Annotated in this window: 21 protein-coding genes; 12 read left to right on the forward strand and 9 right to left on the reverse strand. The window is 68.4% G+C overall.

The window, feature by feature from the left end; genetic code table 11:
* Window positions 1-85 precede the first annotated feature (85 nt).
* A complete protein-coding gene (locus tag ACPEH8_RS02410; RefSeq protein WP_136005878.1) occupies window positions 86-973 on the forward strand; it encodes an MBL fold metallo-hydrolase in 888 nt (295 codons plus the stop codon).
* Window positions 974-1,161: 188 nt separating this feature from the next.
* Here the strand turns inward: ACPEH8_RS02410 and ACPEH8_RS02415 are convergent, their stop codons facing one another.
* Together ACPEH8_RS02415 and upp are read right to left on the reverse strand one after the other, a co-directional pair.
* Window positions 1,162-1,446 carry a PsiF family protein gene (locus ACPEH8_RS02415; RefSeq protein WP_017355793.1) on the reverse strand — a complete coding sequence of 95 codons (285 nt, stop codon included), beginning with the start codon at window positions 1,444-1,446 and terminating at the stop codon, window positions 1,162-1,164.
* A 106-nt stretch (window positions 1,447-1,552) separates the two neighbouring features.
* Entirely contained in the window at window positions 1,553-2,188 is a 636-nt protein-coding gene (gene upp, locus ACPEH8_RS02420; RefSeq protein ID WP_017355792.1) for a uracil phosphoribosyltransferase, read from the reverse strand.
* Between the two features lie 211 nt (window positions 2,189-2,399).
* Here upp and ACPEH8_RS02425 point away from each other — a divergent pair, with 211 nt between their 5' ends.
* From ACPEH8_RS02425 to ACPEH8_RS02440, 4 genes are read left to right on the forward strand one after another with little or no spacing between them, the layout of a single operon-like run.
* Complete coding sequence (locus ACPEH8_RS02425) at window positions 2,400-4,904, forward strand: TonB-dependent receptor (protein WP_051008589.1); 2,505 nt, start codon at window positions 2,400-2,402, stop codon at window positions 4,902-4,904.
* The gene (locus ACPEH8_RS02430; RefSeq protein ID WP_017355790.1) at window positions 4,904-6,007 is read left to right on the forward strand and encodes a phytase; all 1,104 of its coding nucleotides are present in this window, start codon (window positions 4,904-4,906) and stop codon (window positions 6,005-6,007) included. The genes ACPEH8_RS02425 and ACPEH8_RS02430 overlap by 1 nt, the downstream gene beginning before the upstream one ends.
* Window positions 6,004-7,383, forward strand: coding sequence for a metallophosphoesterase (locus ACPEH8_RS02435; protein WP_423665921.1), 1,380 nt, complete (start codon window positions 6,004-6,006; stop codon window positions 7,381-7,383). Before ACPEH8_RS02430 ends, ACPEH8_RS02435 begins: the two co-directional genes overlap by 4 nt.
* Window positions 7,384-7,432: 49 nt before the next feature.
* The gene (locus ACPEH8_RS02440; protein ID WP_051008587.1) at window positions 7,433-8,068 is read left to right on the forward strand and encodes an inorganic diphosphatase; all 636 of its coding nucleotides are present in this window, start codon (window positions 7,433-7,435) and stop codon (window positions 8,066-8,068) included.
* Window positions 8,069-8,206: 138 nt separating this feature from the next.
* On the opposite strand, the gene ACPEH8_RS02445 is transcribed toward ACPEH8_RS02440, so the two are convergent.
* From ACPEH8_RS02445 to ACPEH8_RS02455, 3 genes are read right to left on the reverse strand one after another with little or no spacing between them, the layout of a single operon-like run.
* Window positions 8,207-8,533, reverse strand: a complete 327-nt coding sequence (locus ACPEH8_RS02445; RefSeq protein ID WP_423665923.1) for a tetratricopeptide repeat protein — start codon at window positions 8,531-8,533, stop codon at window positions 8,207-8,209.
* The gene (locus ACPEH8_RS02450; protein ID WP_423665925.1) at window positions 8,533-9,087 is read right to left on the reverse strand and encodes a flavin reductase family protein; all 555 of its coding nucleotides are present in this window, start codon (window positions 9,085-9,087) and stop codon (window positions 8,533-8,535) included. Before ACPEH8_RS02450 ends, ACPEH8_RS02445 begins: the two co-directional genes overlap by 1 nt.
* A complete protein-coding gene (locus ACPEH8_RS02455) occupies window positions 9,087-9,719 on the reverse strand; it encodes a superoxide dismutase (protein WP_312708771.1) in 633 nt (210 codons plus the stop codon). The genes ACPEH8_RS02450 and ACPEH8_RS02455 overlap by 1 nt, the downstream gene beginning before the upstream one ends.
* Window positions 9,720-9,906: 187 nt before the next feature.
* Between ACPEH8_RS02455 and ACPEH8_RS02460 the strand changes: the two genes are divergently transcribed.
* On the forward strand, window positions 9,907-14,661 hold the full coding sequence (locus ACPEH8_RS02460) for a DUF3320 domain-containing protein (RefSeq protein ID WP_423665927.1): 4,755 nt from the start codon (window positions 9,907-9,909) through the stop codon (window positions 14,659-14,661).
* Between the two features lie 42 nt (window positions 14,662-14,703).
* On the opposite strand, the gene ACPEH8_RS02465 is transcribed toward ACPEH8_RS02460, so the two are convergent.
* The 3 genes from ACPEH8_RS02465 to ACPEH8_RS02475 all read right to left on the reverse strand — a co-directional run bounded on the left by ACPEH8_RS02465 (window position 14,704) and on the right by ACPEH8_RS02475 (window position 16,316).
* Complete coding sequence (locus ACPEH8_RS02465) at window positions 14,704-15,168, reverse strand: GNAT family N-acetyltransferase (RefSeq protein ID WP_136005891.1); 465 nt, start codon at window positions 15,166-15,168, stop codon at window positions 14,704-14,706.
* An 87-nt stretch (window positions 15,169-15,255) separates the two neighbouring features.
* Entirely contained in the window at window positions 15,256-15,720 is a 465-nt protein-coding gene (locus tag ACPEH8_RS02470; RefSeq protein ID WP_313275601.1) for a hypothetical protein, read from the reverse strand.
* Window positions 15,717-16,316: an RNA polymerase sigma factor gene (locus tag ACPEH8_RS02475; protein ID WP_017356095.1), complete on the reverse strand. Its 600-nt coding sequence runs from the start codon at window positions 16,314-16,316 to the stop codon at window positions 15,717-15,719. The genes ACPEH8_RS02470 and ACPEH8_RS02475 overlap by 4 nt, the downstream gene beginning before the upstream one ends.
* 111 nt (window positions 16,317-16,427) lie before the next feature.
* Between ACPEH8_RS02475 and ACPEH8_RS02480 the strand changes: the two genes are divergently transcribed.
* The 3 genes from ACPEH8_RS02480 to ACPEH8_RS02490 all read left to right on the forward strand — a co-directional run bounded on the left by ACPEH8_RS02480 (window position 16,428) and on the right by ACPEH8_RS02490 (window position 19,102).
* Window positions 16,428-16,754, forward strand: a complete 327-nt coding sequence (locus ACPEH8_RS02480) for a hypothetical protein (RefSeq protein WP_017356096.1) — start codon at window positions 16,428-16,430, stop codon at window positions 16,752-16,754.
* Window positions 16,755-16,870: 116 nt separating this feature from the next.
* Window positions 16,871-18,280: a cryptochrome/photolyase family protein gene (locus ACPEH8_RS02485; protein ID WP_026070779.1), complete on the forward strand. Its 1,410-nt coding sequence runs from the start codon at window positions 16,871-16,873 to the stop codon at window positions 18,278-18,280.
* 126 nt (window positions 18,281-18,406) lie between these two features.
* Window positions 18,407-19,102, forward strand: coding sequence for an OmpA family protein (locus tag ACPEH8_RS02490; RefSeq protein ID WP_017356098.1), 696 nt, complete (start codon window positions 18,407-18,409; stop codon window positions 19,100-19,102).
* A gap of 120 nt (window positions 19,103-19,222) precedes the next feature.
* Here the strand turns inward: ACPEH8_RS02490 and ACPEH8_RS02495 are convergent, their stop codons facing one another.
* Window positions 19,223-20,245, reverse strand: a complete 1,023-nt coding sequence (locus ACPEH8_RS02495; RefSeq protein WP_017356099.1) for a LysR family transcriptional regulator — start codon at window positions 20,243-20,245, stop codon at window positions 19,223-19,225.
* A 139-nt stretch (window positions 20,246-20,384) separates the two neighbouring features.
* Here ACPEH8_RS02495 and ACPEH8_RS02500 point away from each other — a divergent pair, with 139 nt between their 5' ends.
* The 3 genes from ACPEH8_RS02500 (at window position 20,385) to ACPEH8_RS02510 (ending at window position 22,690) form a co-directional block, all read left to right on the forward strand.
* The gene (locus ACPEH8_RS02500) at window positions 20,385-20,612 is read left to right on the forward strand and encodes a hypothetical protein (protein WP_017356100.1); all 228 of its coding nucleotides are present in this window, start codon (window positions 20,385-20,387) and stop codon (window positions 20,610-20,612) included.
* Window positions 20,609-21,382, forward strand: coding sequence for an SDR family NAD(P)-dependent oxidoreductase (locus ACPEH8_RS02505; protein WP_423665929.1), 774 nt, complete (start codon window positions 20,609-20,611; stop codon window positions 21,380-21,382). The genes ACPEH8_RS02500 and ACPEH8_RS02505 overlap by 4 nt, the downstream gene beginning before the upstream one ends.
* Before the next feature lie 87 nt (window positions 21,383-21,469).
* Window positions 21,470-22,690, forward strand: coding sequence for an efflux RND transporter periplasmic adaptor subunit (locus ACPEH8_RS02510; RefSeq protein WP_017356102.1), 1,221 nt, complete (start codon window positions 21,470-21,472; stop codon window positions 22,688-22,690).
* Window positions 22,691-22,722 lie beyond the last annotated feature (32 nt).

The raw sequence follows: 22,722 nt of genomic DNA on the forward strand, positions 1-22,722 counted from the left end.
CCCCGTCCTGTGGACGGGGTTTTTCGTTCGCGCCGGATCGGGTTGACTAGCGAATATTTAACGGCGACGGCACGATACTTTCCGCATGAAACTCTGGTCCATTCGCGGCAATTCACAGAAGCTCGACGGCGGCGCGATGTTCGGCAACGCGCCGCGCGCCGTATGGGAAAAATGGGCGGCACCGGACAAGCTCAATCGCATCGAGCTGGCCTGTCGCGCGCTGCTGGCGAGCCCGTTGGCCGGCAAGACGGTGCTGTTTGAAACCGGCATCGGCGCGTTCTTCGAACCCCGGCTGCGCGACCGCTACGGCGTGCAGGAATCCAGCCACGTGCTGATCGAATCGCTGCGCGAAGCCGGCTTCGAACATGAAGACGTGGATGTCGTGGTGCTCAGCCACCTGCATTTCGACCATGCAGGCGGGCTGCTGGCGCCGTGGAGCGAAGGGCGCGCGCCGGAACTGCTGTTCCCCAACGCCACGTTCCTGGTCGGTGCCGGACACTGGGAGCGCGCGTTGCATCCGCACCCGCGCGACCGCGCCAGTTTCATTCCAGAGCTGCCAGGCCTGCTGCAGGCCAGCGGCCGCCTGGAGATCGTCGACGGCCCCTATTCACAGGCGCTTGGCGAAAGCGTGCGTTTCACCTTCAGCGATGGCCATACGCCGGGGCTGATGCTGGCCGAGATCGTGGGACCCGAGCAGGTGGACGGGCAGGCGCGGGGCGGTGTGGTGTTCTGCGCAGACCTGATTCCCGGCCGTTCCTGGGTGCATGTGCCGATCACGATGGGCTACGACCGCAATGCCGAGCTGCTGATCGACGAGAAGCGCAGCTTCCTGGAGGACAAACTGGCGCGCAACGTGCACCTGTTCTTCACCCACGACCCGCAGTGCGCGCTGGCCCAGGTCACGCGCGATGAGAAGGGCCGCTTCGGCACCGCCCACGAGCAGGGCGAGCTCAAGGCGCGTGCGCTGGCGTAAGCCACACGGGAGCCGCCTGCCGGCATCGTGCCGCATCGCGTGTGTTTGACCGACGTCGTCGTAGAGCCGGCCTCTGGCCGGCTATCGCGCGCAGTGCAGGCGTGTTGATGTCCGGTGCGAACAGCAGCCGAGCAACGGTCGGCTCTGCCGGGGCGCAGGGGTGGAGACAGGCCCCCCGCTGCCTGCGGTCAATGCGCTTTCAGGCAACTGCTCATGAAGGTCCTGCGGGCGTCGCCGGCCAGCTTCCTGGCGGCGGCATCGGCGTTGCAGGTCTTCATACGTTCCTGCGGCGTGGTGGCCGGGGCGGCGGGGCCGCTCAGGCAGGCCTTCTGCGCGGTTTTGTAGTCCTCGCCGGTCTTGCCCTTGTTCTTGGCCGAACAGTCGGCCATGCGCTGCTGCTGGGGCGTGGCGGCGGCGGCGATCACCGGACTGCCGAGCAACAGCAGGCAGGCGAGCAGGGGGAGGGTCTTCATCGCAGGCTCCACGCACGGGTTGAGATGCGCGCAGCGTCCGCCCGGCGGGGCATAGGCGGTGTGAAGCGCCAGCACGTGGAAACCGCGGCCGGCGCGGTGCGTCGGATCAGCCGGCGACGCGGGTACCGAAGATGCGGTCGCCCGCATCGCCCAGGCCCGGCAGGATGTAGCCTTTCTCGTTGAGCTGGGCATCGATGGCGGCGGTAAAGATCTCGACGTCCGGATGCACGGCCTGCACGGCGGCGATGCCTTCCGGTGCGGCGACCAGGAAGATGCCCTTGATGCGGCGGGCGCCGGCGCGCTTGAGCATGTCGATCGTGGCGATCAGGGTGCCGCCGGTGGCCAGCATCGGGTCCAGGATCAGCGCGTCGCGCTCTTCGAGGCGGCCGGTCAGGCGTTCGAAGTAGGGCACCGGCTGCAGGGTTTCCTCATCGCGCTGCAGGCCGACCACGCTGACGCGCGCCGCCGGGATCAGCGACAGCACGCCGCTGAGCATGCCCAGCCCGGCGCGCAGGATCGGCACCACGGTGATTTTGGCGCCGGCGATGCGCTGCACCGTCACCGGGCCGGCCCAACCGGCCATCGTGTGGGCTTCGGTCTCCAGGTCGGCGGTGGCCTCGTAGGCGAGCAGGCCGCCGAGCTCGTTGGCCAGTTCGCGGAAGTCCTTGGTGCTCAGGGAGGCATCGCGCATCAGGCCGATCTTGTGCTGCACCAGCGGATGGCGCACTTCGACGATTTTCATGGGACAGGGGCTGAAAAAGAGGGGAGGCGCCTAGTGTGCCGCAACCCCACCCAAAGCCCAACGACCAGCGCCCGGACGTGCGCGCTGCCCCCGGTGTCATGCCCATGCAACCTGCCGGACATACCGTGCTGACCCAATCTTTACACCGTTGGGGATAGCTGTGCAGAAGAAGTCACCGTTGGGGCTGGCCATCAGCCTGTCGTTGCTGGTCATGGCCAGTCCGTCCGCTTTCGCCGCCGATACGGCAGTCGCGACCGCAGCCGTCGGCGCCGAGGCGATCGATCTGGATCGCATTGAAGTCCGGCCGCAGCTGGAGTCGCAGACCCGCGCGGTCGACCTCAAGCGCAGCAGCGACGCCATCGAAGATGCCGTCTCCTCCGACGCGATGGGGGTGTACCCGGACAAGAATGTGGCCGAGTCGCTGCAGCGCCTGCCGGGCGTGAGCGTGACCCGCGACCAGGGCGAGGGGCGCTTCGTGGTCATCCGTGGCCTGGACGCGGCGCTGAACAGCGTCAGCGTCGATGGCATCGCCATCGGCACCCCGGAAGATTCCAGCCGCGCCGCGCCGCTGGACGTGATTCCCTCCGACTCGACCGAGCGCCTGCGCGTGGTCAAGTCGCCCACCCCGGACATGCCCGGCGATGCCATCGGCGGCGCGATCCTGGTCGAGTCGGCGTCGGCTTTCGACCGTGAAGGACGCAGCCTGCGCGGCAAGGTCGAAGCCAGCCACCAGCAGCTCTCCGGCAACACCAGCCCCAAGGCGGCCATCAACTACAGCGAAGTGTTCGGCGACACCCTGGGCGTCGCGCTGGGCGTGAACTACCAGAACCGCACGTTCGAGTCGGACAACACCGAGGTCGAGTACGGCACGTTCGACGGCGGCGCCGATGACGATCTGTTCGCCAACAGCCTGCAGCAGCGCAAGTACGAGATCGAGCGCAAGCGCATCGGCGCCAACCTCAACTTCGACTGGCGCCCCGACGACGACAACCGCTACTACCTGCGCACGCTGTACAGCCAGTTCGACGATGCCGAGACCCGCCAGCGTACCCTTTTCAATTTCGGTGATGGCGAGGTGACCGCGCGCGGCAACAACCAGTACACCATCGACGAACTCCCGGCCGATGCGATCCAGAAGCGCATGCGCTACCGCACCAAGAAGGAAAACACCTTCGCCGCCAGCCTCGGCGGCGAGAACCGGCTGACGGGCGCGGTGGTGGACTACAAGGTCGGCTACACGCGCACCGAAGAGCGCGTCAACGACGAGATGGAAGCGCGCTTCAAGTACAACGGCGACGACCTGACCGCCACCGTGGACCAGAACAGTGGCATTCCGCGCTACACGCTCAGCGATGCCGGTTGGATCAGCAACGCCAACTACGACTTCGACCGCGTGGTGCTGTCACCCAAGCAGGTCAACGACCAGGAGCGCAGCGCGCAGATCAACGTGCGTTTCGACGGTGATGCGTCCAGCTACAAGGTCGGGCTGCTTGGCCGCTGGCGCGACCGTGACGTGAACGTGGACGAGCGCGAGCTGCGCGTCGGCCCGAAGATCGCGCTGTCGGACTGGACCGCCGCCACCCCCGATCACCGTGGCGGCAACCTGGGCCAGGGCATGAGTTCGGATGCGATGCGTCGCTACTGGGCGCAGTCCGGCGGTCAGTACAGCGCACGTCCGCAGGACGCAGGCGGCAATGCGATGGCCTCGCTGGAAGAGGACTACACCGCCAGTGAAGACATCTTCGCCAGCTATGCGATGGGCACCTGGGATATCGGCGCGCTGCGCATCATCGGCGGCGTGCGCGTGGAGAACACCCGGTTCGCGGCCACCGGCAACAGCGTGGACGTGGCCAGCAATGGCCGCAGCTACACAGTCACCCCGTTGAACGTCAGCCGCAGCTACACCAGCGTGCTGCCTGGCCTGCACCTGCGCTACGACGCCGGCAGCGACTGGGTGCTGCGTGCGGCCGCCAACAAGACCGTGTCGCGCCCGTCATTCGGCGACATTGCCCCGCGCGTGGGCCTGAACCGGGGCGATGAGGAAGTGCGACTGGGCAACCCGCAGCTGGACCCGTACGAATCCAGGAACCTGGACCTGTCGGTGGAGAAGTACATCGGCAGCACCGGCATCGTATCGCTGGGGCTGTTCCACAAGTCGATCGACGGCTACATCGTCAGCACGCTCAGCAACAACGACCCGGCCTACCCGGGCTATGAAGTGACCCGGGTGATCAACGGCGACAAGGCCACCGTCCGCGGCGCCGAGTTCAATTGGCAGCAGCAGCTCGCCTTCCTGCCGTCCGGCTGGGACGGCCTGCTGGTGGGCGCCAGTGGCACCTGGCTGGACACCGACTTCGACCCCGGCCTGGCCGGCCGCGAGCGCGACGACTTCATGCTGCCGCGCGCCTCCAGGCACGTGTACAGCGCCCATGTCGGCTACGAGAAAGCGGGCTTCAGCACCCGCGTGGCGGCGGTCTACCGCAGCGAATATCTGGATACCCTCGGCGACAGCCGCGCCTACGACATCCATGTGGCGCCCAACACCCAGCTCGACTTCAGCCTGGACTACAAGATCACCGCGAACGTGAGCCTGTATCTGGAAGCGCAGAACCTGCTGGACAAGCCGCTGGAGCTCTATCAGGGCGTACGCTCGCGGACGCTGCAGAATGAAGAATACGGGCGCACCTACGCGCTCGGCCTGAAGGTGGCCCTGTGATGCGTACGACCCACACGCTTGGCCTGCTCGGCCTGGCACTGCTGACCGCCTGCGGCCAGCAGCCCGCACCCGCTGCGTCGGCGCCGGCGGCCGCTGCCGATGCCGCACGCAACATCGCCACAGTTGCCGAAGCCTTCGTCACACCCATGACCCCGGCCGACAACATCGATTCGCCCGCCAGCTGGACCACGCCGGACGGCCAGCGCTGGCTGATCGCCACCGCCAAGGCCACCGACAAGCTGGTGGTCTACGACGGCCAGACCGGCACGCATCTGCGCGATGTCGGCAGTACGGGTACCGGCTTGGGGCAGTTCGTGCGGCCCAATGGCATCGCGGTGGTCGACGACCTGGTGCTGATCGTGGAGCGCGACAACCACCGCGTGCAGGTGCTGCGGCTGCCGGACTTCGCCCCGTTGGGCGTGTTCGCCGCCGACGACCTGCGCAAGCCATACGGCCTGTGGGTGAACAAGCGCGAGGGCGGCTACGACGTATACGTCACCGATTCCTACGATGCCGGTGAGGATGCCCAAGGCAACGACGTGCTGCCGCCGCTGGCCGAGCTGGACAAGCGCGTGCGCCGCTACGCCATGACGGTGCAGGGCGACAAGGCGCAGGGCACGCTCGTCTCGAGCATCGGCGACACCAGCGAGGCCGGTGCGCTGCGCGTGGTCGAGTCGATCTGGGGCGACCCGGCCAATGACCGTCTGCTGATCGCCGAAGAGGATGAAACCTACGCCAGCGAGTTCAAGGTATACACATTGGCGGGCAGGTTCACCGGCACCACCTTCGGCCGCGACGCCTTCAAGGCGCAGGCCGAGGGCGTGATGCTGCGGACCTGCGGCAAGGACGGCTGGTGGATCACCACCGAGCAGGGCAAGCAGCGCAGCGTGTTCCATCTGTTCGACCGCCACACCTTCAAGCATGTGGGCGCCTTCCAGGGCAATACGGTGGCCAACACCGACGGCATCTGGCTCGATCCGCATGCGTCGCCGCGCTTCCCCGACGGCGTGCTGTATGCCGTGCACGATGACCAGGGCGTGGTGGCCTTCGACTGGGCCAGCGTGGCCCGGCAGTTGTCGCTGCCGCTGGAGTGCGCGCCATGACCCGCGGCTGCCTCGGCGCTGCCGCGCTGGCGTTGTCTCTGCTGCTGGCCGGCCCGGTAGTCGCGAAACAGGCCGACAGCATCGCCGAACCGAACACCCAGGTACCGGTCGGCAATCGCCACTACGCGGCGACCGGCTTCCCTGACCGTATCGTGGCCTCGCCGGCGCAGGACGCCGCGCGCGGCGTCGGCGTGTCGTGGCGGACCGATACGACGGTCAATGCGCCGGTGCTGGAGTGGGTGCTGGCGGGCGATTCGCCGGACGTCGGCACGCCTGTCCGCGTGGTCGCTGCCACCCGCGCGCTGGACACCGAGAACGGTCCCGCCCACTACCACCGCGCCGACATGAGCGGCCTTGCACCGGACACGCTGTATCTGTGGCGGGTGCAGGGGCAGGGGACCTGGAGTGCCTGGAACCAGCTGCGCACCGCCGGCGCCGCGCAGCAACCGCTGACGCTGCTGTACTTCGGCGACACCCAGAACAAGAACCTCAGCCATGTTTCGCGGGTGCTGCGTGCCGGGCTGAAAGCCGCGCCGGACGCCCGCCTGAGCCTGTTCGCCGGTGACCTGGTCAGCGGCGGCGACGGCCAGGACGACAGCGAATGGGGTGAATGGTTCGCCGCTGCCGGCTGGCTGCCGCAGGAAACGGCCGTGGCGCCGGCGATCGGCAACCACGAGTACGTCGAGGAGTTCGAGGACACCCCGCAGGAGCGCCGCGTGCTCGGCAGGCATTGGCCGGTCACTTTCGCGCTGCCGCGCAATGGCGTGGCCGCTGCCGACACCAGTACCTACTGGTTCGACTACCAGGGCGTGCGCATCGCGGTGCTCGACGGCACCTCGGCGCTGGATCTGGGCAGCGCCGCCGCACAGGCGGCGTGGCTGGACAAGGTGTTGGCCGACAACCCGCACCCGTGGAGCATCGTGCTGCTGCACCAGCCGTTCTACTCCCCACGCGAAGGGCGCGAGAACGCCGAGCTGCGCGACGTGCTGCTCCCGGTGGTGCGCCGCCACCGCGTCGATCTGGTGCTGCAGGGCCACGACCACACCTACGGGCGTCGCGGCGAAGGCGACGCCGCCACGCCGCAGTTCGTGGTCACCGTGGCAGGCCCGAAGCAGTACCGGTTGTCGGCGCAGGCCCGTGCCACTATGGCGCCGGTGGGTGAGGACACCCAGTTGTTCCAAGTGCTGAAGATCGATCCCCAGCACCTGCGCTACGAGGCGCGCACGGTCACCGGGCGGCTGTACGACGGGTTCGAGTTGACGCGCCGCGCCGATGGCGTCAAACAGAAGGTTGAACTGACCGATGGCCGAATCGCACCCCGCGACTGCACCCGCACACAGACCTTGAAGGGCCGCGCGGACCGTTGCTGGGAATGACCTGTATGCCGGGCGGCTGCGAGCTGCCCGGCCATCGCTGGAGAGAAGGATGGACATGCACCGCACGGCGTCCCGGATGGTGATCGCCACGTTCCTGTTGCTGCTGGCCGGTGCCGGCACCGCCACCAACGCGGTGCTGCACCCGTTCCTGGCCGCGCAGCCGAAGGAAGCTCCCGAGGAAGCGAACCTGGCCGTGGAGATTCCGGCCGGCAGTTTCACCAAGTACGAAATCAAGGAGGACGGGCTGGTGCACGTGGACCGCTTCCAGTCGATGCCGGTGGCGTACCCGGCCAACTACGGCTCGATGCCGCGCACCCTGGCCGGCGACAACGACCCCCTCGACGCGTTGGTGTTGACCCGGGAGCCGTTGCATCCGGGGGTGATCGTGCGGTTCCGCCCGATCGGCTACCTGAAGATGGTGGACAACGGCGAGCAGGACGAGAAGGTGATCGGCGTTCCGACCGACAAACTCGACCCCACCTACGCCGGCATCCGTGACCTCGACGATCTGCCGCTGATCGAGCGCCAGCGCATCGAGGCGTTTTTCCGCGTCTATAAAGATCTGCCCGCGGGACGCAACCCGGTGCAGCTCAACGGCTGGGGCACGGCGGCCGAGGCCCGGGCCCTGATCCGCGCGTCCATGCAGCGTTTCGATCTGCAGCAGCAGCGCCGCAAGGGTGACTGAGCCTGCGTCTCTGGACGCACGGGGGAAACGGCGATCCGGGAGCTGCGGCTGTGCGGGCTGGGCGGGACAACGTAGTATGTGTGTCCGGCGTCATGACGCCACTCAGCAAGGGCCTGTCCGGATGACGCAGGCGCAGCCTCATGCCTGCGTTGCACGGGCTTTCAGCGCGCGTCGCAGGAACACGGTCATCTCCTTCTCCGCCTGCCTGTCGCCATTGTGCGTGGCCACCGCGATGCCGCGTCGCCATGCCTGGGCGGCGGCCGCCGCGTCGCCAGCCGCCAGGCAGGCTTTGCCCAGCAGCTTCCAGCCGGCCGAGTAGTCCGGGTCCTGGGCCACGCACTGCGCCAGGTGCGTGGTGGCCAGGGCCGGATCGCCTGCGTCGAGCAGGCTCTTGCCGAGGCTGAAGCGCAGCAGCGGGCCATCGCGGCCGCGGTCCAGCAGTTGTTGCAGCGCATGGATGTCCATTATGGCGTCCTGAGATGGGCATACCGCCCACGATGGAAGGCAAGCGTATCGCCTGGGGCCGTCTCCACGCGGGCGACCCGGCCCAGGATCATCATGTGGTCGCCGCCGGGCAGCGTCCGCTCCACCGTGCACAGCAGATGCCCCACCGCATCGCGGACCACCGCGATGCCACTGTCATGCGGCGTGATCGCGTCCGGCAGGGGGGTATGCCGGAGGCGACCATCGGCAAAGTGACGGGCGATCGCGGTCTGGCCGGCCGCCAGGATGCTGATTCCAAACGGCTGGCCAGGCCGGTACAGCGGCAGGTCCAGCGAGTGTGCGCACAGGCTCCACATGATCAGTGGCGGGTCCAGCGACAGCGAGGCGAACGAATTGATGGTCATCGCCCGCAGTGCGCCGTCTTCGGCGCGGGTGGTGACCACGGCCACGCCGGTGGGGTACTGGCCGAAGGCATGGCGCAGTGCCGCAGCCGTCAAGGTGGCGTCGCCGGGCAGGTCCAGCGCGGGCACGTCCGCGCCTGCCCGGCCGTGATCCAGCGCTGGACCTGCGTCCATCAGCGTCCGCCCGCGGCGTGGAAGCGGCGCGTCACTTCGGCCCAGTCGATCAGTTGGAAGAACGCGGCGATGTAGTCGGGGCGACGGTTCTGGTAGTTCAGGTAATACGCATGTTCCCAGACATCCAGACCCAGGATCGGCGTGCCGCCCGACAGCCCGGCGACATCGCCCATCAGCGGGCTGTCCTGGTTGGCGCTGCTTTCCACCCGCAGCGTGCCATCGGGCATCAGGGTGAGCCACGCCCAGCCACTGCCGAAGCGGGTCTGAGCGGCCTTGGTGAATGCCTCCTTGAAGGCCGCGTAGCCCCCCAGGTCACGGGCGATCGCCTCGGCCACCGGGCCCTGCGGCTCGCCGCCGCCGCTGGGGCTGAGCACGGTCCAGAACAGGCTGTGGTTGGCGTGGCCGCCGCCATTGTTGCGCACGGCAGTGCGCAGCGCGTCCGGCAGCGCCTCCAGATCGGCGATCAGCGTTTCCACCGGCGTCTGGTCGATACCGGCATCGGCGAGTGCCGCGTTGAGGTTGTTGATGTAGGTCTGGTGGTGGCGCGCGTGGTGGATCTCCATCGTGCGCGCGTCGAAGTGCGGTTCCAGCGCCTCGTAGGCGTAGGACAGGGTGGGGAAGGTGTAGGTCATCGGTACGGCTCCAGAAAGGAGGCGTCACCATAGAACCTCAATGTAAGTTGAGGTCAAGCGCCCGCGTCCGGCACATGGCATCATTCCCGGTCAGGGTCCCGCGTGGACCACCGGACCAGTACACCGTGCAGCCCCAGTTCCCCCCGGTGTGGTGCTGGCCGGCCGGATCATCAGAGGAACATCGGCGATGAGCATCAGGGATACGCTGCAGGCGCAACGTCGCGTGCTGCTTGATCTTACCTATCGCAACCGGCTGCTGAACCTGCCGAAGAAGCCCTCCAGCCGCTCGCTGGTGTTTCACGACGAGCGCGCCGTGCCGACGCTGCAGACGCTGCTCGATCGCAAGGCCATGACCTTCGCGGCGGTGGGCGGCGATGCCGACGTGGAGGGCATTCCCGAAACGGAATCAGCCGTGGAAGCGGACCTGCCCGCACTGCCGCAGCCCGGCGACGAGCCGGCCGACCCCGCCACGCTGGCCGCGCACCATACCGACTCGCGCCTGCAGACCCGGCTCAAGTCCGAACACCTGCAGAAGCGCCTGCTGGAGATGTACTACGAGTACCGCACCATGCTCGAAGAGCAGGGCGTCAACGTGCTGTACCTCGCCTTGGGGCAACTGGCCTTCCGTGAGCCGTCCGCGGCCGCCGACGAGGTCCGCCACGCGCCGCTGGTGCTGCTGCCGGTGGTGCTGGAGCGCAAGAGCGCGCGCGATCGCTTCGCCCTGCGCTGGGCCGAAGAGGACCCGCAGGAGAACCTGTCGTTGCGCGAGAAGCTGCGGGTGGATTTCGGCATCGTGCTGCCACCGTTCCCCGACGCCGATACGTTCGACCTGGCGGCGTACTTCGATGCGGTGCGCGCCTGCGTTGCCGCCCAGCCCGGCTGGAGTGTGCTGGACAACGCACTGCAGCTCGGCTTCTTCTCGTTTTCCAAACTGCTGATGTTTCTCGACCTGGACCCGGAAAAATGGCCGGCCGGCAACCCGATCGATCAGAACCGGCTGGTCCGCGGCCTGCTCGGCGAGGGGTTCGACAGCTGTGACAGCGACCTGCCGGCCGAAGGCCCCGGGTTCCTGGATGCGCTGATTCCCGCAGCCGATCTCAAGCACGTCATGGATTGCGACAGCTCGCAGGCGCTGGCCATCGAAGCCGTGCGTCGCGGCCAGGACCTGGTCATCCAGGGGCCGCCGGGCACCGGCAAGTCGCAGACCATCGCCAACCTGATCGCCACTGCGGTCGGTGATGGGCGCAAGGTGTTGTTCGTCTCGGAAAAGATGGCCGCGCTGGAGGTGGTCAAGCGCCGCCTCGAGAACGTCGGGTTGGGGCCGCTGTGCCTGGAGCTGCACAGCAACAAGGCCAACAAGCGCAGCGTGCTGGAAGAACTCGGCCGCACGCTGCAGATCGGCCGGCCGGAAGCGACGGACGTGGCAGGGGGCGTGGCGCGGCTGGATGCGCTGCGCGACCAGCTCAACGATCACGCCATGCGCATGCACGCTCCGGTCGGAAAGGCCGGGATGACGCCGTTCCGCATTCTGGGCGAGTTGATCCGTGGCCTGCCCCGCGCGGGTCGGCCGCCGTACCGGATCGACGATGCCGGCGCATGGTCGCGGGCCGATCTGGACCAGCGCAGTGCAGTGCTGCGCGAGGTCTGCGCGGTGCTGCCGCGGGTGGGGAATCCGCAGGCGCATGTGTGGCGGGGCGTCGCGCACGGCCCGGTGCTGCGCACCCAGGCGGAGGATATGGTGGCCGCCAACGCGCCGCTGGCGGCGGCCGTCCAGGCTGCGGTGGACGCTGCCGACGGGTTGGGGGCGGCGCTGGGTGTGCCGGCTGCCGCAGACCTGCGCGCGCTGGAGCAGCAATGCCAGGTGGCTGACATGCTGGCGGCCGCGCCGGCTTTCGACCGCAGCACCATCGCCTCGGGTGTGTGGACGGCGGGGCTGGGCTCGCTGCGCGACGCGCTGCAGCAGGGGCAGGTACTCACACGCATGCGCGCCGCCCGCGTCGATCAGGTCATCGACATGGCGTGGTCTGCGGACTGGGTTCCGCAGCGGTTGGCGATCGCCGCGCACGGCGACCGCCTGCTGCGGATCTTCAACGGCAGCTACCGCCAGGCCATCGCCCAGCTGCGCAGCGTGATGAAGGGCCCGCTGCCCAACGGCACGGCCGCGCGCCTTGCGCTGCTGGATGATCTGATCACCGCGCGAGGCGCGGAGGCCGCGCTGACCGCGATCGCGCCCACCGCCACGGCGGCGTTCGGCTCTGTCTGGCAGGGTGCCGCCACGGACTGGGCCCTGGCCGAGTCGATTCTCGGCTGGGTGCAGCAGTCGCCCCCGCTGGGTGGGTTGGACACGCGTGAGCTGGCCGCGGTGCTGCAGGACCGGCAGGGCCTGGCCACGGCGACCGCGCGGGCACGCGCGGCGTTGTCGGCGGTTGCGATGCAGTGGGAGATGTTTGCCACGCGGTTGCAGGTCGATACGGTCCAGGCCGTGGCGGCGCCTTGCCTGGAGCAGGCGGCGCTGGACCACCTGCAGCGCCGGTCCGCTGCCTGGGCAGTGGATGTGGACGGCTTGCTGGCCTGGCTGGCCTATGCCGAAGCGGCCCGCCGCGCGGATGCGCTGGGCCTGCAGGCGCCGCTGGCGCTGGCCGTTGTGGAGGGGCATACGCCGGACCAGGCCGAGGCGCTGTATCACTGTGCGTTCCACCTGGCGATGCTGACGCTGGCCACCACGGCTGACCCGGCATTGGCGGCGTTCGACGGGCGGCAGCACGAGACACTGGTGGCCCAGTTCCGCCAGTGGGACCGCACGCGCCTGCGCCTGGCCCAGGTCGAGGCGGCCGAGGCCCACCATGCCGGCCTGCCACGTGGTGGCGTGGACGGCATTGGCGCCCTGGGGACGCTGCGCAGCGAAATCGCCCGCAAGCGCAACCACATGGCCCTGCGTCGCCTGTTCCGTCTGTGCGCCTCGCCGATCCAGACGATCAAACCGGTATTCATGATGAGCCCGCTGTCGGTCGCGCAGTTCCTGGAGCCCGGCGCCATCGACTTCGATCTGCTGGTGATCGACGAAGCCAGCCAGGTCGAGCCGGTGGATGCGCTCGGGGCGATCGCGCGCTGCCGCCAGATCGTGGTCGTGGGCGACGACAAACAGCTGCCGCCCACCTCGTTTTTCGCCCGCCTGGGCGGCGCCGAAGACGACCCGGTCGAGGAAGAGGGCGCACAGGCCAGGGACCTGGAAAGCGTGCTGTCGCTGTGCGCGGCCAAGGGGCTGCCCCAGCGCATGTTGCAGTGGCACTACCGCAGCCGCCACGAATCGCTGATCGCGGTGTCCAACAAGACCTTCTACGAGGGCAAGCTGTTCATCGTGCCGAGCCCGGACCGTGAGCGCAGCCAGTCCGGCCTGCGCCTTCGCTACCTGCCGGAAGGTCGCTTCGACCGTGGCAACACCTACAGGAACGATGTCGAAGCGGCCGCCATCGCCGAGGCCGTGGTCGACCACGCGCGGCACAGCCCGCAGTTGACGCTGGGCGTGGGGGCGATGTCGGTCCGCCAGCGCCAGGCGATCAGCGACGCGCTGGAACTGGCGCGTCGGCAGCACCCCGAGCTGGAAGCGTTCATCGGCCGCCATCCGCATGAGCCGTTCTTCGTCAAGAACCTGGAGAACATCCAGGGCGACGAGCGCGATGTCATCCTGATTTCGATCGGCTACGGTCGCGCCAAGGGCGATGGCAAGCTCTACCAGGGCTTCGGTCCTCTGAACGCCGATGGCGGCCATCGCCGCCTCAACGTGCTGATTACCCGTGCACGCCAGCGCTGCGAAGTGTTCAGCAGCATCACCGCCGACGACATCCGCGTGGATGAGCGCACCCGCCTTGGCGTCATCGCGCTGAAAGCGTTCCTGCAGTATGCCGAGAAGGGCGACCTGGGCGTGGCCCAGGCCAGCGGTCGCGGTGTTGACTCGCCCTTCGAGGCGGCGGTGCAGGAGGCGCTGGCCGCGCAGGGCTTCCAGGTGGACAACCAGGTCGGTGTGGCGGGCTTCTTCATCGATCTGGCGGTGGTCGATCCGGATGCGGCGGGCCGCTATCTGCTGGGCATCGAATGCGATGGCGCGGCTTACCACGCCGCCCCGTCGGCGCGCGACCGCGACCGGCTGCGCCAGGAAATCCTGGAAAACCACGGCTGGAACATCCACCGGATCTGGAGCACCGACTGGTTCCAGCGCCCCGAGGCGGAGCTGCAGCGCCTGCTCGCCGCGCTGGCCGACGCACGCCAACGGCAGGCAGGAGGCGTGTCCACCCGCGCACCGACCGAGATCGAGGCGGCGGTGCCGGTGCCTGCGGTGCAGCGCCGGATCGACGGGGGGACGCTGTCCGGCGGCGCCGACGACGGCGGCGCGGTGGCCTACGTGCAGGCGGATTTCGCGCCGGCACACGCCGCGCTGGCCCCGCACGATGTGCCGCTGGGCAGCATGGCCGCCACCGTCGAACGCATCGTGGAGATCGAAGGTCCGATCCACGAAGACGAGATCATCGCGCGCGTGCGCGACCTGTGGAACCTGCAGCGCGCCGGTTCACGCATCCAGGCTGCGGTCCAGGCGGCATTGGCGCATGCCGGTCGCGGCGGCACGCTTGCGGTTGAAGACGGCTGCTATCTCCGCGATGGCAGTCCCGTGGTGGTGCGCAACCGCATGACCGCCACCTCGCGCTCGCTGCGCCGCCCGGAGATGCTGCCGCCCCAGGAGATCCGCCAGGCGCTGCTGGAGGTGATCGAAGGCGCGCACGGCGCGGGCGCCGATGAAGTGGCCGTGCCGGTGGCGCGGCGGCTGGGTTTCCAGGCACTCAGCCAGCCGCTGCGCGAGCGCATCGCCGCACAGGTGCAGGTACTGCTCGACCACGGTCGCCTGGAAGCGCGCAACGGCGCGCTGTGCGTGACCGCACCCGCGGCCTGATCGATGCGGCTGCCGGGTGGGCCGGCAGCCGGGAAGCGCTGGTTACGGCAGCTCCAGTGCCCAGCACAGGACGGGCCCGGCATCAGCATCCATGCCGTGGCCGACCTGCAGGAACCCGTTGCGCGCCAGCACCCGCTGGGAGGCGATGTTGTCCACCGCGGTTTCGGCGGTGAGCTTTCGCAGGCGTCCGTCGCGGGCGCACCAGCGCACCAGCTCGCCGATGGCCCGGGTGGTGATGCCGCGCCCCTGGCGATCCGGCGCGATGCCGTAGCCGATGTTCAGGTCGCCATCGATGGGGATGCGCGTGGCCGAGCACAGACCAACCGGCTGGCCGTCATCGAGTATCAGCCAGGCGGCTGGCACGAATGCCGGCTCGATGCAGGCCGCGAGCCCGGCGAGCAGATGCAGCACCTCCGGCGGGGCGAGGGCGCTGCCCGGATCGAACGGGTGCTGGCAGGCGTCATGGTGCAGTGCGCGCAGCGCAGTGGCCGTAACGGGAAGGATCATGGGTCTCCCGGATCTGGGTAGGCGCTGGACAACGGTCCTTCTGCTGGTGGACCCCGGCGATTCCAGCACATGCCGGGGTGCCGCACGCTAGCGGAGGCGTGCGCGGCCGGGCGCCCGGGGGATCGCACCGGCATGGTGCAGCGCATACCGCAGCAGGGGCCGGATGGCCCAGGTGGCCAGTGCGCACAGGGCGCAGGCCAGCAGCCAGTGGCCGCCGTCGCGCGTCAGGGCATGTTCGATCGCCTGCCACCAGGTCCGGGCATGCCCGGCGGCGGCGGCAGAGAGGGTGACAGCCAGTGCGACGAACAGCGGTGGCAGCAACCAGCGTTCCAGACCGACGCTCCTGCGCGGGGTGACCTGGCGGGCGACCGTGGTGGCGAAATCCGCTGGCGGCGCGCTGCGCGGCAGAGTGCGCAGCGCCTGGGCGATCTGCAGGTAATCGCGGCTGTCCGCATCCATCGGTGCCGCGGGAGGCGCCATCGCTGCCCGCCGGCCGCATTCCTGTGCCTGCCAGTGCGCATCCTCGGCGCGCGTGCGTGGATCGGTGCTCATGCGGGTTCCCCCAGGTGCGAGTGAAGCAGGGTGCGCAGGCGCGCGCGGCTGCGGAACAGGTGGCTCTTGATGGTGCCTTCGGGCAGATCGGTCAGGTGGGCGATCTCGGCGATGGACAGCTCCTCCAGATGATAGAGCGTCAGTACGGTGCGCTGCAGGGGCGGCAGCGCATCGATCGCCGCATGCAGCAGGGCATGCACTTCATCCTGCGACGCCATCGCTTCCACATCCACGCCATCGCTCACCTGTTCGACCCGCCACTGGCCGTCCTCGTCGTCGTGGACGTCGGCGATGGGGATGCGGCGACGCTCCAGATGGCGGCGGGCGACCGAGTACGCCACCTGCGCCACCCAGGACTTCAGCGCGCTGTCGCCGCGGTACTGGTGCAGGGACCGGTGCACACGCAGGAACACCTCCTGGCACAGCTCGCGCGTATCGTCGGGGTGTCGCACCATGCGCTCGACGATATGCCAGCACAGACCCTGGTAGGCCGTCACCAGCTGTTCGAACGCGCCGCGCCGACCGGCCAGCACAGCCTCGACCAGGGCGCGGTCGGCCTGCAGGATCGTTTCGTCGGTGGCCAGGGAAGTGGGCATGACGCTAGAGATACGTCGGCGGGGCGATCGGTTGCAATGGATCGGCTGCAACCGACGGCCCGCCGGCCGTATCTCCTTGCACACCCCAAACCCGAACGGAGCAGCCACCTCATGGATTTCAACCTCATTCTTCCGATGCTTCTGATTGTGTGCATCGTGTACACCATCAAAACCATCGTCGATGCCGCCACCCGCCGCCGCATCATCGAGGCGCGAGGCTCGGAGGAGCTTGTGCGCTCCCTGCTGGAAGGCGATGCGAACAAGCGCCGGCTGGCCTCGCTGCACTGGGGCTGCGTGCTGCTGCTGCTCGCGCTCGCCCTGGGTCTGATCGACGTGCTCGGCATCACCGAGGTCACCCCTGGTGCGATCGGTCTGCTGCTGGGCGCGACCGGTGTCGGCAACCTGGTCTATTACCTGTTGCAGCGGCGGATCCGCTGACTGCACCACGCCGCGGCGCGCGAACGGCACGCGTGCAGCCTCGCATGGCGGTGCGCACGCGCTGCCTTCACCGCAGATGGCTATCATGGCCGCTGTCCAGAAGTGAGGCGATGCGCGTGTCGGTAGCGCTGCTGTGGTTCCGTCGAGACCTGCGACTGCAGGACAACCCCGCATTGCAGGCCGCGCTCGATGCCGGCCACGATGTGGTGCCGGTGTACATCCATGCCCCCCATGAGGAGGGCGACTGGGCGCCGGGCGCGGCGTCCGATGCCTGGCGGCACCGTTCGCTGGCGGCACTGGACGCTGATCTGCGCGCACGTGGCACGTCGCTGGTGCTGCGCGCCGGCGACAGCCTGCCGACCCTGCAGGCCCTGATCGCGCAGACCGGCGCCGAAGCGGTGTACTGGAACCGCAAGTACGAACCGGCCACGCAGCCGCGCGATGCGGCCATCAAACGCACGCTGCGCGAGCAGGGCATCGAGGCGCAGAGCTGCAATGGCAGCCTGTTGTTCGAACCCTGGGACGTGGCCACTCAGCAGGGGCAGCCGTACAAGGTGTTCACCCCATACTGGCGCAACGTGCTCAGCCACTGGAGGCTGCCCGCACCGCAGCCGGCGCCGCGCGCGCTGGTGGGGCATCCGGTGGACAGCCTGGCGTTGGACGCGCTGCAGTTGGCGCCCACGCTGGACTGGGATGCCGGCTTCTGGACGCACTGGCAGCCTGGCGAGGCCGGTGCCGAGGAGGCGCTGTCGGTGTTCGTGGAAGGGGCACTGCGCGGCTACCGCGAGCAGCGCGACCTGCCGGACCGGGTCGGTACATCGCGGCTGTCGCCGCACCTGCACTTTGGTGAAATCGCGCCCTGGCGGATCGCGCATGCGCTGGAAGGCCTGCGCAGCGCCGCGACCGACGCCGACATCGACGGCTATCTGCGCCAGCTCGGCTGGCGCGACTTTTCCTACCACCTTCTGCATCACTTCCCGAAGACGCCCACCGACAACCTCAACCCGCGTTTCGACCGCTTTGCCTGGGCGACGCCCAGCGCCACGCAGCTGCACGACTGGCAACGCGGCCGCACCGGCGTGCCGATCGTCGATGCCGGCCTGCGTGAGCTGTGGCAGACCGGCTACATGCACAACCGCGTGCGCATGATCGTGGCCAGCTACCTGTGCAAGCATCTGCGCGCCCACTGGTCGCACGGCGCGCGCTGGTTCTGGGACACGCTGGTGGATGCCGATCTGGCCAACAACACGATGGGTTGGCAATGGGTGGCCGGTACCGGCGCCGATGCCGCGCCGTACTTCCGCATTTTCAACCCGGTGACGCAGGCGCAGAAGTTCGATCCGCAGGCGCGCTACATCACCCGTTGGGTACCCGAGCTGGCTGCGCTGCCGGTGAAGGCGCGCTTTGCTCCTTGGCAGTTCCCGACCGAGCTGGCCGCGCTCGCGCCGGGCTATCCGCCCGTGCCGATGGTCGATCTGTCCACCGGGCGCGACGCGGCGCTGGCGGCGTATCGGCAGACAGGCTGACCGGCGGGTCAGCTAGCTGAACACGGGGTTGCTGACGATGCCGTTCATCATCCCGGCATCGCGCGGGCGTGTTTATTCTTCATGCCGTCAGCACGCCGCCAGCCCGGCACCCTAGGAGATAACACCATGATCCGACCTGCAATCCGTAACGCGACCCTGGCCCTGATGACTGCCGCCGCCCTGTCGGCCTGCGCCACCGGTGGTTCGTACGTGCAGAGCGACCAGTACGGCAACCCGACCGAGCAGCAGAGCCGTACCGGCCGCAATGCGCTGATCGGCACCGCCATCGGTGTCGCTGCTGGCCTGCTGACCGGCGACAGCGCCACCGAGCGCCGCCAGCATGCGATGGTCGGTGCCGGTATCGGCGCACTGGCTGGCGCCGGCGTTGGTGCGTACCAGAACCGCCAGGAAGCCGCGCTGCGCCAGCGCACCGCCAATACGGGCATCGACGTGCAGCGCCAGGGCGACAACATCGTGCTGAACCTGCCGGATGGCATCACCTTCGATTTCGGCAAGTCCGCCCTGAAGCCGCAGTTCTACAGCGCCCTCAACGGCGTCGCGAGCACGCTGAAGGAGTACGACCAGACCATGATCGAAGTGGTCGGCCATACCGACAGCATCGGCAGCGATGCGGTCAACAACCGCCTGTCCAAGGAGCGCGCCGACTCGGTCGCCTCCTATCTGACCGCGCAGGGCGTGCAGAGCGTGCGCATGGAAACGCTGGGTGCGGGCAAGGCCTATCCCATCGCCGACAACAGCACCGATGCCGGCCGCGCGAAGAACCGCCGCGTGGAAATCCGCGTGATTCCGCTGACGCAGTAAAGCGCCCGGACGCGCTTCATCGCCGCGCACCGGCGATGGTGCTGCAACACCGAAATGCCGCCCGAAAGGGCGGCATTTCCGCAGGTGGAAACCGGTGGCGGGGCCTGCCGTCGCCCGACCTCAATTGGCGGTCACGGTCTCCAGGATGCGTTTGCCGGTTTCCTGCAGCTCGGCTTCGGCCTGGGTCTGCTGCTGCTTGGCCAGCTTGGCCGCCGGGCACTGCGCCAGCATGTAGTTGGCGTCGAAGTTGAGCTTCTCGACCAGGAAGTCCACGAACGCGCGCACCTTCGGCGAGACCAGCCGGCCACCGGCGAATACCGCGTTGAAATCCACTTCGGGACCGGTCCAGCCGGCCAATACGCGGCGCACCATGCCCGATTCCACGAACGGCTTGGCCATCACATCGCCGGTCAGCAGCAGGCCTTCGCCGCACACCAGCGCACCGTTCAGTGCCGACGGATCGTTGGCCACCAGCAGCGGATTGACCGGGAAATCGCGCAGCTCGCCACCGTTCTCGCCCAACTGCCAGAAGAACCGGTTGTTGTTGAGGTTGCGCGCCTTGCGCATCGCCAGGATGCGGTGGAACTGCAGCTCATCGGGATGCAGCGGCTCGCCGTAGCGCTCGATGTAGGCCGGGCTGGCAAACACCTGCGTGCGCAGGCTGCCCAGCTTGCGCGCCACCAGATTGGAGTCGGGCAGGGTGCCCACGCGCAGCGCCAGGTCGGCTTCACCGGCAATCAGGTCGAGCTTCTCGTTGCCCAGGTGCATGTCCAGCTGGATTTCCGGGTACTGCGCGTGGAACTGCCCGAGCAGCGGTGCGATCCACGTAATGCCGATCGAGTAGGGCACGGTGAAGCGCAACCAGCCGCGGGGGCCGGACTGCAGCTGGCTGACCGCGCCTTCGGCTTCTTCCAGCTCGCGCGCGATGCGTTGGCAATGCTCGTGATACACCGAGCCGGCCTCGGTGAGACCGAGGCGACGCGTGGTCCGGTGCAGCAGGCGCGCGCCGAGGCGCGTTTCCAGTTCCTGTACTTTGCGGCTGACCGTGGTCTTGGGCAGGCCCAGGGCGGTGGCGGCGGCGATGAAACTGCCTTGCTCGACCACTTTGACGAAGATCAGCGTGTCGTTGAGATCGTGGGCCATGACGGAGGTCCATTGTCGGGGGAGGGGACGTCCGGCGGATTGTGCCGGGGACGGGACGATTATTCCCTTTAATCCGGACTAATCAAGTGGGAGTTTGGGGTCTATCGTGGCGCCATTCCCGTTATGCAGGACGACAACCATGTGGTTGCGGAACATTCTTGGCCGCGTGCTCAGCGGCCGCAAAGCCCCGCTGGACCTGGCGATGACCGTTGAAAAGCGCCCCGGCGCCTTCTCCCACAAGGCCTTCCGTGAATTCACCCCGCCTGCCAACCTGCAGCGCGGCGGTGCCTTCCGACTGGCCCCTCGTGCGGGCGACCGACTGGGCCGAATTGGGATTATCCCGGCGACGGGAGTGAAAGTCCCATGAATGGGATATTGGCTCCCGAGGTGCTGGTGCTTGGCGGCACCGGCAACGTCGGCCAGGGCATCGTGGCGGCCCTGCTCGAAGCGGGCAGTCCGGTGCTGGTGGTCGGCCGTGATCCGGGTCGCCTGGCTGCGCTGCGCGACCAGTTCGCTGATGAGCCGGCGCTGGAGACGCTGCTGGGTTCGGTGGCCGACGACGCTTCGGCGCGCACGCTTGCCGAACGCATCGCCGCGCGCCCGCGCCCGCTTGCCGCGGTCGTGGCCAGCCTCGGGGCACCGCTGCGGCGGGGCCGGTTGATCGACCAGCCCTCGTCGTGGCTGATGGAGCGCATCGAGCGCGACCTGGTCCCGCACGTCAACGCCGCCCATCACCTGGTGCCGCTGCTTGCGCAGCGCGCGCCGGGTGCGCGTTATGTGGTCATTGGCAGCCCGTGTGGGCTGCGCCCGTGGTCCGGTCACGGCGATGCCTCGGTGTCGTCCGCCGCCATCCGCATGTTCGTGCAGGTCCTGCACGAGGAAGCGCAGGGCGTCGGCGTACGCGCGCAGATGCTGGAAGTCACTCATCCGGTGTGCACGCCAGGCAATGCCGCCAACGCCTGCGTGGAATGGCCGAGCGCGCTGGCTGTTGGCCGCCGTGTGGTGTCGGTGCTGGATGGTTGCCGCGACATGCGCCCGTTCCTCCGCTGCGACAGCACCGATGACGCGCTGCCCAAGGGACTGCTGCGCATCGATGCGCCCGCCGTGCCGTGGCGCAACTCGCTGGATATGGCTTGACCTGAACATAAGTTGAGGTCGCAGGATGCCGCACCCCGTTTTTGAACACCTCTGTTTTCCTATCGTCACCACCCCCAGGACATCGTCATGACGCACTCCCCCTCTTCGAAGAACCTTGCCCGGCGCCTCGCGCTCGGGACTGTGACCGCTTTGGCCCTGGCGGTGATTGTCGGTTGCAGTGGTGGCCACGCCGAAACCGCCGGCCCGCCGCCGCCGTCGGTCAGTGCCGCGCCCGTGCTGGTCAAGCAGGTCAGCCAATGGGATGACTTCAGTGGCCGTGTCGAAGCGGTTGAAAGCGTGGAGTTGCGCCCGCGCGTTTCCGGCTACATCGACAAGGTCAACTATGTCGAAGGCCAGGAAGTAAAGAAGGGCGACGTGCTCTTCACCATCGACGCGCGCAGCTACCGCGCCGAACTGGCCCGCGCCGACGCCGAACTGGCCCGTGCGCGTACCCAGGCGCAGGTCAGCCGCAGCGAAGCCGAGCGCGCCCGCCGCCTGTCCGACCAGCAGGCCATCTCCACCGAAACCTGGGAACAGCGCCGTGCCACCGCCGAACAGGCGCAGGCGCAGGTGCAGGCCGCGCAGGCGGCCGTGGATGCGGCGCGCCTCAATGTCGAATTCACCCAGGTGCGTGCGCCGATCAATGGCCGTGCCGGCCGCGCGATGGTCACTGCCGGCAACCTGGTCACCGCCGGCGACAGCGCCAGCGTGCTGACCACGCTGGTCTCGCTGGACAAGGTGTTTGTCTACTTCGACGCCGATGAAGGCACCTTCCTGCGCTATGCGCAGATGGCCCGCAACGGCGAACGCCCCAGCGAGCGCGACAGCGAACTGCCGGTCCGGGTCGGTCTGTCGGGTGAGGAGGGCTATCCGCACAGCGGCAAGGTCGACTTCCTCGACAACCAGGTCACCCGCAGCACCGGCACCATCCGTGTCCGCGCGCTGCTGGACAACGCAGACCGTGCCTTCACCCCGGGCCTGTTCGCCCGCGTGCAGCTGCTCGGCAGCGGCCAGTTCCAGGCCATGCTGATCGATGAGAAGGCCGTGCTGACCGACCAGGACCGCAAGTACGTGTACGTGGTCGACAAGGACGGCAAGGCGCAGCGCCATGACATCCAGCTCGGCCGCACCGCCGATGGGCTGCGCATTGTCGAGCAGGGCCTCAAGGCCGGCGACCGCGTGATCATCGACGGCGTGCAGAAGGTCTTCATGCCCGGCATGCCGGTGCAGGCCAAGGCGGTTGCGATGCAGCCGGTCGCCGCGCCGGCGGCTTCCCCGGCGGTTGCACAGGCCACCGCACTGAAGTGAAGCGCCGCCGGCTGACCATCGTCTCCACATAG

This window comes from Stenotrophomonas sp. NPDC077461 (assembly GCF_049545475.1).
GTDB classification, from domain to species: domain Bacteria; phylum Pseudomonadota; class Gammaproteobacteria; order Xanthomonadales; family Xanthomonadaceae; genus Stenotrophomonas; species Stenotrophomonas nematodicola.